Source organism: Nocardia sp. NBC_01377 (assembly GCF_045040005.1).
In the GTDB taxonomy this organism is placed as follows: Bacteria; Actinomycetota; Actinomycetes; order Mycobacteriales; family Mycobacteriaceae; genus Nocardia; species Nocardia noduli.
On record NZ_CP109566.1, the window covers coordinates 5,655,570 to 5,669,378 of the forward strand.

Annotated in this window: 16 protein-coding genes; 3 read left to right on the top strand and 13 right to left on the bottom strand. The window is 66.2% G+C overall.

What is annotated here, in order from left to right:
• Window positions 1-15: 15 nt before the first annotated feature.
• Complete coding sequence (locus OG225_RS26080; protein ID WP_405177682.1) at window positions 16-1,395, top strand: flavin monoamine oxidase family protein; 1,380 nt, start codon at window positions 16-18, stop codon at window positions 1,393-1,395.
• A gap of 19 nt (window positions 1,396-1,414) precedes the next feature.
• Here OG225_RS26080 and OG225_RS26085 read toward each other — a convergent pair whose 3' ends face one another.
• Window positions 1,415-1,795, bottom strand: coding sequence for a hypothetical protein (locus OG225_RS26085; RefSeq protein ID WP_405177683.1), 381 nt, complete (start codon window positions 1,793-1,795; stop codon window positions 1,415-1,417).
• Window positions 1,796-1,908: 113 nt separating this feature from the next.
• Between OG225_RS26085 and OG225_RS26090 the strand changes: the two genes are divergently transcribed.
• Together OG225_RS26090 and OG225_RS26095 are read left to right on the top strand one after the other, a co-directional pair.
• Window positions 1,909-2,337, top strand: a complete 429-nt coding sequence (locus OG225_RS26090; RefSeq protein ID WP_405177684.1) for a phospholipase A2 — start codon at window positions 1,909-1,911, stop codon at window positions 2,335-2,337.
• 231 nt (window positions 2,338-2,568) lie between these two features.
• A complete protein-coding gene (locus tag OG225_RS26095) occupies window positions 2,569-2,931 on the top strand; it encodes a cupin domain-containing protein (protein ID WP_109528219.1) in 363 nt (120 codons plus the stop codon).
• Here OG225_RS26095 and OG225_RS26100 read toward each other — a convergent pair.
• The 12 genes from OG225_RS26100 to OG225_RS26155 form a co-directional block, all read right to left on the bottom strand.
• Complete coding sequence (locus OG225_RS26100) at window positions 2,888-3,190, bottom strand: hypothetical protein (RefSeq protein WP_405177685.1); 303 nt, start codon at window positions 3,188-3,190, stop codon at window positions 2,888-2,890. The genes OG225_RS26095 and OG225_RS26100 overlap by 44 nt on opposite strands.
• An 83-nt stretch (window positions 3,191-3,273) precedes the next feature.
• Complete coding sequence (locus OG225_RS26105; protein ID WP_405177686.1) at window positions 3,274-4,707, bottom strand: ABC1 kinase family protein; 1,434 nt, start codon at window positions 4,705-4,707, stop codon at window positions 3,274-3,276.
• Window positions 4,704-5,696: a DUF1702 family protein gene (locus OG225_RS26110; protein ID WP_405177687.1), complete on the bottom strand. Its 993-nt coding sequence runs from the start codon at window positions 5,694-5,696 to the stop codon at window positions 4,704-4,706. Before OG225_RS26110 ends, OG225_RS26105 begins: the two co-directional genes overlap by 4 nt.
• Before the next feature lie 29 nt (window positions 5,697-5,725).
• Window positions 5,726-6,463, bottom strand: a complete 738-nt coding sequence (locus OG225_RS26115) for an ABC transporter permease (RefSeq protein ID WP_109528222.1) — start codon at window positions 6,461-6,463, stop codon at window positions 5,726-5,728.
• 3 nt (window positions 6,464-6,466) lie between these two features.
• Entirely contained in the window at window positions 6,467-7,246 is a 780-nt protein-coding gene (locus tag OG225_RS26120; RefSeq protein WP_405177688.1) for an ABC transporter ATP-binding protein, read from the bottom strand.
• A gap of 15 nt (window positions 7,247-7,261) precedes the next feature.
• Complete coding sequence (locus OG225_RS26125; protein WP_216912685.1) at window positions 7,262-7,735, bottom strand: DUF3237 domain-containing protein; 474 nt, start codon at window positions 7,733-7,735, stop codon at window positions 7,262-7,264.
• Between the two features lie 2 nt (window positions 7,736-7,737).
• A complete protein-coding gene (gene fabF / locus OG225_RS26130; protein WP_405177689.1) occupies window positions 7,738-8,988 on the bottom strand; it encodes a beta-ketoacyl-ACP synthase II in 1,251 nt (416 codons plus the stop codon).
• On the bottom strand, window positions 8,985-9,500 hold the full coding sequence (locus OG225_RS26135; protein ID WP_405177690.1) for an SCP2 sterol-binding domain-containing protein: 516 nt from the start codon (window positions 9,498-9,500) through the stop codon (window positions 8,985-8,987). The genes fabF and OG225_RS26135 overlap by 4 nt, the downstream gene beginning before the upstream one ends.
• On the bottom strand, window positions 9,497-11,188 hold the full coding sequence (locus tag OG225_RS26140) for an FAD-dependent oxidoreductase (protein WP_405177691.1): 1,692 nt from the start codon (window positions 11,186-11,188) through the stop codon (window positions 9,497-9,499). Before OG225_RS26140 ends, OG225_RS26135 begins: the two co-directional genes overlap by 4 nt.
• On the bottom strand, window positions 11,185-12,168 hold the full coding sequence (locus OG225_RS26145) for a hypothetical protein (protein ID WP_405177692.1): 984 nt from the start codon (window positions 12,166-12,168) through the stop codon (window positions 11,185-11,187). Before OG225_RS26145 ends, OG225_RS26140 begins: the two co-directional genes overlap by 4 nt.
• Window positions 12,165-13,319: a 3-oxoacyl-[acyl-carrier-protein] synthase III C-terminal domain-containing protein gene (locus tag OG225_RS26150; protein WP_216912690.1), complete on the bottom strand. Its 1,155-nt coding sequence runs from the start codon at window positions 13,317-13,319 to the stop codon at window positions 12,165-12,167. The genes OG225_RS26145 and OG225_RS26150 overlap by 4 nt, the downstream gene beginning before the upstream one ends.
• A gap of 48 nt (window positions 13,320-13,367) precedes the next feature.
• Window positions 13,368-13,622, bottom strand: coding sequence for an acyl carrier protein (locus tag OG225_RS26155; RefSeq protein ID WP_405177693.1), 255 nt, complete (start codon window positions 13,620-13,622; stop codon window positions 13,368-13,370).
• Between the last annotated feature and the right edge of the window lie 187 nt (window positions 13,623-13,809).

Consider the following 13,809-nt stretch of genomic DNA (forward strand, 5'->3'; position numbering starts at 1 on the left):
CGAGGGCGGCGCACCATGACAGACGTCGACTATTGCGTAGTCGGTGGGGGGTTCGCCGGATTGACAGCGGCCTTGCGGCTCGCACAGGCGGGCCGGTCCGTGACATTGCTGGAAGCCCGCGACCGGGTGGGCGGGCGCACCTTCACCGAAACGCGTCCCGACGGATCCTGGATCGACCGCGGCGGCGCGTGGGTCGGGCCGGGACAGGACCGTATCCAGGCCCTGATGAGCGAATTCGGCGTACCGAGCTATAAGCAGTACACCGACGGCGAGGCCATGATGCTGGTCGACGGCAAACAGCACCGCTACCGGGGCACGGTCCCGTGGACGATGAGTACCTGGGCGGCGATGAACCTCGGCGCGGCCTTGTTCGAGCTCGGCTACATGTGCAAATCGATTCCGCTCGAAACGCCGTGGACGGCGAACAGTGCCGAGGAGTGGGATCGCGTCAGCCTCGCGCAGTGGCTCGACAGCAATATCGCCTCCGCACCCGCTCACGAACTGCTCGACACCGCGATCGCGGGCTGCTACACCAGCGCTGCCTCCGAGGTCTCGCTGCTCTTCGTGCTGTATCAGATGGCCTCGGGCGGTGGCCCGAATTTCGTGCTCGGCGTCGGCGGCTGCGCCCAGGACTCCCGGCCGGTCGGTGGCATGGGCGCGATCTCCGGGCCGATGGCCGCCGAACTCGGCGCGTCCATCCGGCTGTCGCAGCCCGTGCGCCGGATCAGCCAGGACGACGACGGTGTGACGGTGCGCTCCGACGATTCGATCGTCCGCGCCCGCCGCGTGATCGTGGCGGTCCCCCTGGCCATCGCCAGCCAGATCCGTTACGACCCGATGCTCCCGACCGACCGGTCCTTCCTGCATCAGCGGATGCCGAGCGGCGCGATCATCAAGACCGCCGTCGTCTACGACGAACCGTTCTGGCGCGCCGCCGGGCTGTCGGGACAGTCGGCCGCGCCCGGCGCGCCGGCGACCATCACCATCGACGCCTGCACCGACACCGCGAACCCGGGAATCATGTGCGTCATCACCGAGGGGCCCGTCGCACGTCGGCTGGGAAGTCTCGACGCGCCCCAGCGCAGAACGGCGATACTCGACGGGCTCGTCGAGCGGTTCGGCGAAAAGGCCCGGCTGCCTGTCGATTACATCGAACAGGATTGGAGTGCCGAACGCTTCTCCGGCGGCGGAATGCTCAGTCACGCGCCGACCGGGGTGCTCACGCAGTTCGGCCACGCGCTGCGGCCCCCGTGCGGTCGTATCCACTGGGCGGGCACCGAGAGTTCCGCCGTGATGTGCGGGTGGGTCGACGGTGCGGTCCGCTCGGGTGAACGCGCGGCGCGGGAGGTCGTGGAATACGAATCGGTCGGCGCGGACCGCTCGTCCCGACATTGAGGATGCTGATGCGACAGCGCTATTCGGATGGTCGCCAGTCGTAGTACGAGGCGACGGCGGGTTGACCCGTGTAGCCGGGGCCCGCGGTGTCGTCGGCACCCGGATAGACGGCCGGAAAGGACAGGGTTCGCCGGCCTCGGGCCGATACACGATGGCGGCGTCGGTCGTAATCCATTCCCGCACGGCGGAATTCGGCCGATACCCGGCGTGCCGCCGATGATCCGTCGCTGTTCCGGATCGAATGCGGGTCGAAATGCGCGGCGAACGACCCGGTCGGCGTCGTCCACCGCGCCATCGCCGACAGCAGGGCAGCACCCGACTCATGGTGGTCACCACGACGAGCGCGTCCGTCGGCGAATCGACCCTCGCCGCGTACGCGGAGGCCAGGGTCCGGGCGCACCGGGGACACGATCGGCCGGACAGCGATCGGTGAAGATCACGGGGATAGGATCGGTCACTCGGATGTGGCCCTCGATATCGATGTCGACCACCCGGGCGCGAAGGCGAGGACCGATGAGGCGTGTGGGACTGCTGGTGATTCCGGCCGCGATGCTGACCTGTTTGCTGCCGACGGCGCACGCCGCGGCGCACACGACCGGGGGGAGCGCGCTTCCGTCGAACGATGGACCGCACGCGTGGAAAGCGCACCCTTCCGACGAACTGGCGTGTTCGATGCCGCTGAACATTCCCCAGGAGCCAGCCTTCAATCACGCGTGCAAACACCACGACGGCTGCTACGAGGGATTCCCCCGCGACGGCGAGCCGACCTATTGGGTGAGCAGGCTCCAGTGCGACGACTGGTTCCGAGCGGATATGACCGAGTCCTGCGTCGAGGCCTACCGGTTGGAACCGCTGTCCCAATGCATGACCGAGGTCACCGCGTACTACGCCGCGGTCCGGGTCGGCGGAAGCAACGGCTTCCACGGGCCCGACAACAACTGAATTCCCGGCCCGGCCGACGATCTTGCCGGTCGCAACCGCCACTGAGTATCATGTGATGCGCATCACAGAACTGTTCGACGGCACGGTTCCCGACAGCACCGTCACGGGCAGACAGCCCGATTACGCCGATTCAGAGGCTCGGAAGCCGACGGCGCGAACAGCGACCGCATTCGGTCCACAACGACGCGGATCAGATCCGAAACGGGGGACGGCACTCCCAGGAGAAGAATCATGTCTGCTTTGGTACGCAAGAATTTCGACGCACCCGAGGAAACCCGCACGTTCGAGGACGGCAAAGGCAAACTCGACCTCGTCAACCTCGAAGCGGGCGCGGTGGGCCGAGCGGTTTTCGAACCGGGCTGGCGATGGTCGACGCACGTCAAGCCGATCGCCCAGACCGACAGCTGCCAGTCCTCCCATATCGGCTACTGCGTCTCCGGACACATGGTGGTGGTCATGGACGACGGCGAGAAACAGGAATACGGCCCCGGCGATTTCATGATCGCCCCACCGGGACACGACGCCTGGATCGTCGGCGACGAACCCTGCGTCATGATCGACTGGCAAGGTTTCGCCGACTACGCCAAGCGGTGATCGACGGCGTGACGACGGCGATCGCGAGGGTGACGAGCGGGAAGACGATCAATTTCGGCAGGAACAGCATTCCGTCGGGTTTCTCGTCGAGCAGTTCCAGTTGGTCGCGCACTATCAGGTAGCCGATCACGTGCACGACTATCGCGGCAGCGGAACCGACGGCGAGAACCTCGAACCCGCTCACCGACCGACCGATGAGCAGCAACGTTCCCGCGGAAACCGCCCATGTCCACCCCGTTATCTTCGGCTTCGAATCCACCGACCCCTCCCCACCCTCTCGAACGCTGACCCGAGATATCGAGTCTGCGGCACGGTAGCGCACACTTCGTCGCAGAATCGAGATCAGTTGTCCGGCAGCTGAATACCGTGCTGCTCGACCCGGGCGGCAACTTCGGTCGGGAAGACGTTGCGCAGCAGGTACAGGTCGTTGCCCAACTGCCAGCCGGGGGCGAGAGCGATGGCGTATCGCTCGAAGTAGCCGAGCTGTTTGCCCATCAGGATGAGCTGTTCGGGGCCCGCGACTCCGCGCCGCTTGCCGAAATCGAGCAGCGCGGAGGTGATCATCTTGAGGTCGAGGCGCGCGAGTTCACCGGACAGGATGGGCCCGAGCACGATGGCCAACTGTCTGCCGATCGCGGAGTCGTCGGTGCTCTGCTCGGCGAACAGGTTCAGTTCGCGCAGTGCGGACGCGACGGGGGTGAAGTCGCCGTCGAAGGCGCTGGCGTAGAACATGGCGCGCACCATTCCGCGCCACTGCGGGGTCATGGTCCCGACGATGCCGAAGTCGAGCATCGCCAACTTGCCGTCGTCGAGCAGCCACAGATTTCCCGCGTGCACGTCGCCGTGGAACAGCCCGTGCACGGTGACACCCTCCAACCAGACCTTCACCAGTCGCCGGATCAGCATCTCCGAGTCGGCGTGTGCCGCGCCGACGACGTCGAAGCGATCCAGCGGCACGCCGCGCAACCGCTGCATGCAGATCGTCTTCGGACCGCAGAATTCCCAGTAGACCTCGGGGACGACGACTTCGGTGTTGTCCCCGAACGCGCCGAGATTCTCCCGGATACGGCTCTGGTTCCGCGCTTCGACGAGGAAGTTCAACTCGGTGACCGTCACCTCGTAGAGGTCGCGCACCACGCCGACGGCATTGGCGATCCTGGCGGGTTCGGAGCGTTTCTCCAGCAGTCTGGCCAGCACGAGCGCGGAACGCAGATCGATGATCATCCGGCGAGCGATCCCGGGGCGCTGCACCTTGACCACGGCGTCACGGCCGTCGGCGAGTACGCACGCGTGCACCTGCGCGACCGAGGCGGCCGACAGCGGGGTGTCGTCGAATTCGAGGAACACCTCGGTGATCGGTCGCCCGAGATCCGCTTCGACGATGCGTCGCGCCCGGCTCGCGGGAAAGGGACGCACGTCATCGAGGCAGCGCAGACACGCGTCGGACAGTTCGCGTGGGAACGCTCCGGAAGACGACGCGATCAACTGTCCGAGTTTGACGAACATCGGGCCGAGCCGTTCGAATCCGTCGACGACCCCGTGGGCGAGCACTTCGCGCCGGGTCGGCCGTTCGACGCCGCGCCGCAGACCCGACACGAACCACCCGCACAGTCTGCGCGCGATCATCGCGCCGAGCACGAGACCGATGGTGATGACTCGGATCGCCTCGCGGACGCCGAAGGTCTCCAGCGGCGGCCGATCGACGACGAAATCCGCGGCGGGCCGATCATGGTGGACCCGCTGCTCACCCGCGAGCCGGGTGGATTCGGCGTTCATCCCTGCCTCACCGTGACATCGGCGAAGCGCGCCCGGATGCGGGTGCGCCAGAGTTCGTAGTCGGGCATATCCGCCGGTTCGTCCGGTGGCTCGGCGGCGGCGTCGGCCAGCGCGGAGATCTCGGCGACCGTGCCCCCGCAGACGACGCGCGCCGCGAGGTCGGTGTTGTCCGGCACGTACCCGGCGTAGTCGCGGGCCTTGACCGCCATCACCGCGCCGACGGCGAGGTCGGGCGCGTACGCACCGGCCGCCTGGATCAGCTTCTCCAGTTCGGCGTGCGAAGGTCCGCCCAGGTAGGCCGCCGCCGCCCCGACACCGCTCCACACATCGCCGCGCCGGTCGTCCTCGAAGGTGTTGGCCGTCGAGGCGATCGCCTCGAAATCGCCACCGTGATAGAACGACATCGCCCGGCCGATGCCCTGGTCGAAAGCACGGGGAAAGTATTCCGGCGCACCCTCCCACCGTCGACGCGGCGCGCGCCTGCGCTCGATGATCCAGGTCTGCGGATCGAAGAACGCGCGGTCGAACGCGTAACCGTCGACCGCGAGCCAGCTCAGGTAGCCGACCAGCGGATTGGAGTCGAACCGAGGGAGGAACCGCTGCCAGGTGAATCGCGGCACCCTCGACATGACCAGTCCGAATCCGACGTAGGCCATCAGCGAATGCGGTTCACCGTGTCCTCGAACGAAATTCTCGGCGTAGCCGGTCCGGCGCGGCGAGAGCAGATCTCGCAAGGTCATGGCGGCGATCGCGCCTTCGTAGGCCAGGCTGCGATAGAACGGGTCGACCCATTCCAGTCTGCGGGCGACCTCGTCCGGGTCGGCGATGTCGGCCCCGTACTCGAAACCCTCCAGCACGGCCCGCGACACACCTTCGTACCGCCTGCTCACCTCGTTCGCCGACACCGGGAATCCACGGGTCACGAACTTCATGTCGTTCATCTTCGGCGCGGGGACCAAGCGCCGCGCGATGCTGAGTGCGGTGACCATCGAACTACCTCGTCGGATCGTGGTGCGGGTCAATGGGATCGGCGACGCAGCGTGACCGCGCCGAGCGCGAGAAGCGTGAAACCGAACGCCAGCACGATGGCGAGATCGCGCCAGAGCAGATTCGTCGGCAGCGGATAGGTGCCGACCTCACCGAGCGCCTCGGCCGCGTAGCGCAGCGGCACCACATTGCTCGCCGCCTGCAACACCCCTGCCATCTCCTCCCTCGGCCAGATCAGTCCGCACAGCAGCAGTTGCGGGATGATCACCGAGGGCGCGAATTGCAGGGCCTGGAATTCGGTGCGGGCGAACGCGCTGGTGAACAGCCCGGTCGAGGAACCGAGTACCGCCGTCGACACGACGATCAGCAGCACCACCGACATTCGCCCCTGGGTCTGCAATCCGAGCAACCGGTAGGCCACGGTGGCCGCGACGGTGGCCTGAACCATGGCGACCGCGGCGAACGCGATGCCGTAACCGAGCAGCAGATCCAGCTTGTTCATCGGCATGCTCAGCAATCGCTCGAGCGTGCCGGTGGTGCGTTCGCGCAGCATCGCCACGCTGGTGATCAGGAACATCGACACGAACGGGAAGATCCCGAGCAGCAGCAGGCCGACCTGGTCGAAGATGTCGGGCCGATCGTCGAAGACGAAGCGCAGCAGTGTCAACAACACACTCGGCACCACCAGGATCAGCGCGATGGTGCGTCGATCGTGACGCAACTGGTTGAGCACCCGCAACGCCGTCCAGCCGGTGAGTCGCAGCGACATGGGTCAGGCCTCCTGTGCCGTGGGGTCCGTCGAGGTCGAGGCCAGCGCGGCGGCGTCGGGGTCCGTCGCGCGCTCGGTGGCGAGCACCAACTCCAGGAACGCTTCTTCCAGGTTCGTGGTGCTGGTCGCCGCGCGCAGTTCGTCGGGAGTCTGATCGGCGAGCAGTCTGCCCTCTCGCATCAGCAGCAGTCGATCGCACCGGTCGGCCTCGTCCATCACGTGGCTGGAGACCAGCAGTGTCGTGCCCGCCGCGGCGAGTGCGCGGAAATGTTCCCACAGATCGCGCCGCAGCACCGGGTCCAATCCGACGGTCGGCTCGTCGAGCACCAGCACCTCGGGCTCGGCGACCAGCGCGCACGCCAGCGACACCCTGGCCTGTTGCCCCCCGGACAGCTGATCGACCAATTGGTTTGCGTGGGAGGACAATCCGACGTTCTCGATGGTCTCGTCCACGGCCCGGCGCGGCACGCCGTACACGGCGCCGAAATAGCGCACGTTCTGCCTGACGGTGAGATCGCAGTACACCGAGGGCGATTGGGTCACGTAGCCGATCTTGGCGCGCAGCACGGCGCTCCCGCTCGGCTCACCGAGCACCGTGACGGAACCGGATTCGATGTGCTGCACGCCGACCACCGACCTGATCAGCGTGGTCTTCCCGCAACCGCTCGGCCCGAGCAGCCCGGTCACCGTGCCCGCGGGCACGGTGAACGACAGGCCTTTCAGAACCGGTCTGCGACCGCGGTCGACGACGAGGTCCTCGACCACGACCGCGTCTGCCCTCACTGCTGTCACGATCGGTCAGCCCACCCGGTACATGTTGTACTGCAACCCGAATCCGTCGATGAAGCGCCCCGCGCCGAGAAAGGCCGTGTGATTGACCCAGGACAGCGCCGAATCGCCGGTCTCCAATTGCGGGGTCACCCGGAAGTACTGATCGTCGAATTCCGTCCCGGTGCCCTCGGTGAACGCGCGCTGCACCTTGTCGTTCATCTCGATCAGGCCGGGGAACGACGCGTAGATGGCGGCGCCGTCGGAAGTCTGGAACTGCACCCGGACGTCCAACCGCACGTAGCCGTCGGCGCCGATCAGCGCCCAATCGCCGCCACCGGAGAGCACCTTGCCGGTGATGGCCTCGACGGCGGCCACCCCGGGCGCGCCCTCGAGGACGCCGTCGAGGATCTCGACGAACATCCGCACGCCGTAGGGGCCGGGTCCGATCATGATGGGCGGCTTGAGATTCGCGGTGACGGTGCCGATAAGAGTCAGGTCCATACTCAATCCTCGTCTGTAGCTGCCCGCCGGAAGGCGAGCGTGACGTTGTGACCACCGAAGGCAATGGAATTCGACAGTGCGACATCCACGCGCCCGGTGCGCGCGACATTGGGTACGTAGTCGAGATCGCAGGCAGGATCTGCCTCAGAATAGTTGATGGTCGGCGGGATCTGGCCCCGATCGATGGCCAACGCGCACGTGGCCGCCTCCACCACACCGGTCGCGCCGAGCATGTGCCCGGTCATCGATTTGGTGGAACTGATCGGCACGTTCGGCGCGTGCGCCCCGAACGCGAGGTGTACCGCCCTGGTCTCGGCGGGATCCGACAGCATCGTGCCGGTGCCGTGCGCGTTGATGTAGTCGACCTCGGTCGGGTCGATCCCGGCCTCGCGCATCGCCTTGTTCATCGCCTTGGCCGCGCACGCGCCGTCCTCGCGCGGCGCCGTCACATGATGGGTGTCGACGACCTGGCCGTAACCGCAGATCTCGGCGTAGACGTGCGCCCCGCGGGCGCGCGCCGATTCCAGCGGCTCCAGCAGCAGCATCCCCGCGCCCTCACCGAGCACGAAACCGTCGCGGTCCTTGGAGAACGGACGCGCCGCGCTCTGCGGATCGTCGTTGCGCTTGGACAGCGCGCGCATACTGGTGAACCCGGCGAGCACGACCGGATTCAACGCCGCCTCGGCGCCGCCGACCATGCACGCCGAGGCGTACCCGTCGCGCACCATCCGATAGCCCTGGCCGATCGCGTCGGCCGAGGACGCGCACGCGCTCAGCGGCGCGTAACTGGGTCCGCCGAATTTGTGCCGGAACGCCACCGCGGACGCCGCGAAATTCGCCATCGCCATCGGAATGAACAGCGGCGAGACATTTCTCCCGGCGAGCCGGTCCTCGATTCCCGTTCTCGCGGTGTCGACGCCGCCGAGCCCGCAGCCGACGATGGTCGCCACTTCGTCACGGTCGACACCGTCGAGTCCCTGGTCGGCCAGCGCCAGATCCGAGGCCGCCACCGCGAGGTGGCCGACCCGGTCGTAACGCCGGACGTCCTTGTACTCGAGCCACTGACCCGGATCGAAATCCGGGACCTCGGCGCCGATCCTGACCCGGTTGAACGACGCGTCGAAGGAGGTGATCGTCCTGGCCCCGCTGACCCCGGAAATCACTTGCTTCCAATAGATGTCGGTGCCGATGCCGAGCGGGGTGACCAGACCGATGCCGGTGATCGCGACGCGGCGGCGCTGGTCGCCGCTCATGACTTCGACTCCGGTTCGGCCAGACCGAAGAAGGTCTCCATCTTCATCGCCACCTGCACGTCCCCCTGGACCTTCAGTTCGCCGCGCATCAACAATTCCATTCCCTTGGCGAGCCCGGTCGCGATTCGAACGAAACCGACGCCGTCGAGGAAGACGCTCAGGTCCGGCGGTTCGGTCTGCTCGGCCGACGCGATCCGGCACGACTGCGGCCCGAAGACCACGTCCTGCACCACGGGTTCGCCCGGCACCCTGGTCACGCGGTATCGCACGGTCACATCGCGTTCGAAACTTCCGGGCACGTAGTAACTCGGCATCAGCTCGAACGCGTTGAGCAACGCCTGCTCGCCGACATCGGTGCCCAGCGCCCACACGAGATCGGATTCGGGAAGTACTTCGACGACCGAACGCACCCGCGCCCGCTCGCCCGAGAGCAGGTCCTCGATCTGATCCCTGCTCGCCTTTCCGGTATCGGCCGCGATCGTGATCGCCTCGGTCAGTGCTTCGGTTCTCATACCGACATCTCCGAATCCCTCGAACCTGCTGTCGTACCGTCGATCACGGCCGTGATGAGCTCGTTGTACGGATCGGCGCCCGCCAAGACCGCGGCGATATGGCCGTCCGGCCTGATCAGAACCGCTCCGCTGTCGGTGAGCCCGTAGGTCTCCAGCATCCGGCCGGACCTGTCGACGAGCGTCCGCGTGCCCGACCCGGTGGTGGCGTCCGGGGTGACGGGGTGCACGGCCACCGCCGCCACCGGCACGGTGTTCATCAAGTGGGCGTAGCCGACCGCGTCGGCCCACTTCTCGGCCGCGACCGGACCGGTGACCAGCGCGAAACCGTGACCGGGTAGATCGAGTGTCGAGATCGGCGTGCCGTCCGCCTCGCGGAGCCAGAAATGCGGTGCCCGACAACCCGGTTCGGCCAGCGGGTGGTAGTCGACGACACTCTCGACCGGATCGGTCACGCCGTAGCGGAAACCGAGCGCCTGGCCGTAGAAGTCGAAGTGTGGTCGCTGCTCTTCGATTCCGGCCACCAGTGCGTCGTCGAAATCGCCGAGGGCCGCCGGATCGGACGCGGTGAGCACGTCGGCGAATTCGAGCATGGCCTCGGCGTTGTGCTCGCTCTGCTCGCCGTTGAACCGCGCCACCGGTATGCGTTCGACCTCGTAGCTGTTCAACAGATCCGGCGCGGCCCAGCCCTCGAGCACGGCGGCCAATTTCCAGGCCAGATTGTGCGCGTCCTGGATGCCGGTGTTCATGCCGAACCCACCGGTCGGCGGGAAGGTGTGCGCGGCGTCGCCGATCACGAAGACCCGACCGCTCGCGTCCCGCCAACGGTCCACCCCGGTCGACCGCATGGTCCAGGTCCGTGACGAGATGATTTCGGCATCGATGTCGGCGCCGAGGGCCGCACGCAGCAGCGAGGGTGCGCTGTCCTCCGAGATTTCCGCGCCGCCGTCGAGTGGTACCTCGAGCATCCACTCGTCACCCTCCGGATCGATGGTGATAAGCACACCCCGGACTTGCTGGTTCATGATCCAGGACAGCACGCTGCCAGCATTGTGGAACTGTGACCGCAGATCGGCCTCGAAATAGATGTCGAGCAGAACACCCAACGGCGAGTCCTCGACCTTGCCGATGCCGACCGCCTTACGCAGCGCGCCATGCATCCCCTCGGCCAGCACCAGATAGTCGGCCTCGCGCCGGTCTTCGCCGCCATCGGATCCGATGTAGGTCACCTCGACGCCGCGCGGACCCGGCGTCGCGTCGGTCACCCGCGCACCCCGCACCAGTTCGACATTCGGAAGGGCGGCAAGCCCCTCGGTCAACACGGCTTGCAGGCGATTCTGCGGGCACAGCACCGGCAGCGTCGGACTCTGCTCGGCCAGCCGCATGAGTTTGTCGGTGGTCTCGACCAGTTCGAGCCGACCGAATTCCGGTTCGGCGACCGAACGCAGAAAGCGCACCCGAGGCGCCTTCTCCAACGTGGTACTCACCGCGAGCACGTCGTCGAGAACGCCGAGTTCGCGCAATATCTCGGTGGTCCTGGTGTTCACCAGTGTCGCCTGCGGGTGCCGCGGCGGCTCGGTATGCCGTTCGAACAACACCACGTCCACGCCCCTGCGTCCCAGGCAGTACGCGGCGGCGAGTCCCGCCGGACCACCGCCGACGACGGCGACCTGCGCCCCGCGGGCGGTCACGACGACGCTCCGACCGACATCGTCGATCGTCCGAGTACCCGGTCGAGCCGAGTTCCCACGACGCGGTCGAAACGCGCGCGGCCGAGCAACCGCGCGAGGGCCAGGGCCGGAAACCCGACCGCGATGGCGACACCGAGGGAACCGACGAATGCCGTGAGTGCCGCGACACGGGCGGCGACGCCGTACTCGGACGCCCATCTGATACCCGCGCCCCAGCGACGGAATACGCTGCCCGCCAGCAGATCCGCCGCCGCCAGTAAGGGCACCACCGGTGCGGCGTCCGCGTCGCGCAGGACCGTCGCGAGATCGTCGGAGGATTTCGTCGCCGAGATCTCCTCGCCGAGCGCGGCGAGACGGCTGAGTTCGTCGCTTCCGACGCCGGCACGACCGAACAACCCACCGTCGCGCCTACCAAGCAACAGCCAGCGCAACGTGGTCACCAGCGTGATCGCCTGTGGCCGAGTATCGATGGCCGCGACCGCGCCCACCGTGCGGGCGCCGACCGCGGTGAGGCGGCGGTGGACTTCTCCCGCCGCCGAGTACCACATATTGCGGCACGCGACCACGGTCACGACATCACGTTCGGCGAAGATCTCGCGATGCCGCATCAGCAGTGTCCGCGCGGGCAATGAGGGAGCGAGATACCAGACCTGGTAGGCGAAGAGAACCAATTCTCCCGGTTCCGAACGTAATCGCTCCGCCGGAGTGGACAACTCCACCGTGAATTCCTCGTCGACACAGGCCGGGAACGCACCGAAGAACCGGGTCACCGGCCAGGGAAAGGGAAAAGGTGAGGCGGGTTCGACACGAACCCGGCGCACCTGCCAGTTGGCGGCGACGAGCGGAGCGACGAGCGCGTCCACCGACTCGATCAGCTGCCCGGTCTGGCTGTACTCGAAAACCACTGCCGTACGGGTGGATTCAGCACCGTTACGGCGGTCGGTACGTCGGCTCGCCTCGGTCTCCGAGGCCCCTGTCACGACTCGACCTTCGCCTGCTGCGCGGTGCCCGCGACGGCCGTCAAATGCATGAAGGAAATAGCGAATCGGCCGGATTCCGGCACCATGCACAGCAGGGTGTCGCCCGGCTGCACCAGTTTTTCCTGAAGCATTTCATCGAGGATCACATAGATACTCGCACTGCCGATATTTCCGACCCGGGTGAGATTACTGAACCATGCCTCCGGTCGTCCCGCGGAAACGCCACGGCGTTTGAGTTCACCCGTGAGCATGGTTTTCATGCGCTCGCTGGAGTAATGCGCCGGGAACCACGTCACGGCATCCGGATCGAATTTACCGGCGTCGGCGAGCCGTTCGTATTCATCGATGCCGACCCGCACGAGATGGGGCAGCAGCGACAGTTTCTGGCGCGCTACGAGCGCACCGTCCATCGCGGCCGCCGAAGCGTTCGGGTAATCGGCCCATGTCTTCTCGCAACCGTTCTTGTTGCTGCCGAAGTACATACAGGCCTTCTCGGTATTCGCATACGAGGTCAGCGAAATCCAGTCGATTCGAAGACTCACCCGGTCGGGAGCCGGCGAATCGGAGACGATCGCCGCGCCCGCGCCGTCGGAGAGCATATACCGCAGAAAGGCGGTCTCCATCGGCAGCGACCCGTCCTCGGTGATCGCCTTCATCTCCTCGTAGCGGGTGTGTTTGAATCCGCGAGACGCGAGTTCACTCGCCACCGAGACCGCGGTCTTCTTCTCCCCCACCTTCACCTGGAGATAGGCGTTCTTCAGGGCCATCATCCCCGAACTACAGATGCCGTGCGCGGTGACGATCTCCAACGGCGGATAGCCGAGTTCGCCGTGCACCATGCTGGCGTGACCGGGGCCCATCAGATCGGGCAGGGTGGTCGCCGCGGCGAGCAGTTCCACGTCACCGGGCTCCAGACCAGCACGTTCGACCGCGTTGCGCACCGCGGACGCGGCCATCGCCGCGTTCGAGTACACGGTCTGCTGCTTCTTGTCGATGGCGTAGTACCGGGTCTTGATCCCACTGTTCTGAAGAATCTGATCCTTCAGATCGGACGAGGCCCGGCCCGCCTTGCCGATGTACTCCTCGATCTCGTCGTTCGGCACCGGCTCACCGGGTAGAAAACGTCCGGTCGCTGTGATGTATGCGTCCATGGACTCCACACTTTCGTCGGAACAACTGTTTCGATGGACCGTTCCGGGTCACCCAGCGGATTCGGCTATTTTCATGCGAATCAGGTCCATGAGATCCGAAAACGTCTTCACCGAAGCGATACGTTCGTCATCGAGCGAGATATCATATTTCGTCTCGATGAGGTCGGCAACGGAAAGCACACCCAGGGAATCCAGACCGAGATCCTCCAGCGTCGCATCGGCGGGAACCGAATTCAGATCGACGTTGTAGTGATTGAGCAGGAAGTCGGCGATATCATCGCGAATAGACACATCAACTGACATTGCGGATCCTCTTCGAAATGGCGCGTGACACTCGGGGCACGCGACCAACCATTTTGTGAACACAATGCTCGTCCCGCCCAGACGAGTCTGTTGGATTCTCTGTATCGACGACACTGCCGATTCGACTGCACTACACCTGTGCGATACCCAGGTTCCTTGGGCTACTGCGCCCCGTGGCCTCCTGCAC

Coding starts and splice junctions, on each gene's coding strand:
- OG225_RS26080 (WP_405177682.1), top strand. CDS start 16: ATGACAGACGTCGACTATTGCGTAGTCGGTGGGGGGTTCGCCGGATTG.
- OG225_RS26090 (WP_405177684.1), top strand. CDS start 1,909: ATGAGGCGTGTGGGACTGCTGGTGATTCCGGCCGCGATGCTGACCTGT.
- OG225_RS26095 (WP_109528219.1), top strand. CDS start 2,569: ATGTCTGCTTTGGTACGCAAGAATTTCGACGCACCCGAGGAAACCCGC.
- OG225_RS26105 (WP_405177686.1), bottom strand. CDS start 4,707: ATGAACGCCGAATCCACCCGGCTCGCGGGTGAGCAGCGGGTCCACCAT.
- OG225_RS26110 (WP_405177687.1), bottom strand. CDS start 5,696: ATGGTCACCGCACTCAGCATCGCGCGGCGCTTGGTCCCCGCGCCGAAG.
- OG225_RS26115 (WP_109528222.1), bottom strand. CDS start 6,463: ATGTCGCTGCGACTCACCGGCTGGACGGCGTTGCGGGTGCTCAACCAG.
- OG225_RS26125 (WP_216912685.1), bottom strand. CDS start 7,735: ATGGACCTGACTCTTATCGGCACCGTCACCGCGAATCTCAAGCCGCCC.
- fabF (WP_405177689.1), bottom strand. CDS start 8,988: ATGAGCGGCGACCAGCGCCGCCGCGTCGCGATCACCGGCATCGGTCTG.
- OG225_RS26135 (WP_405177690.1), bottom strand. CDS start 9,500: ATGAGAACCGAAGCACTGACCGAGGCGATCACGATCGCGGCCGATACC.
- OG225_RS26150 (WP_216912690.1), bottom strand. CDS start 13,319: ATGGACGCATACATCACAGCGACCGGACGTTTTCTACCCGGTGAGCCG.
- OG225_RS26155 (WP_405177693.1), bottom strand. CDS start 13,622: ATGTCAGTTGATGTGTCTATTCGCGATGATATCGCCGACTTCCTGCTC.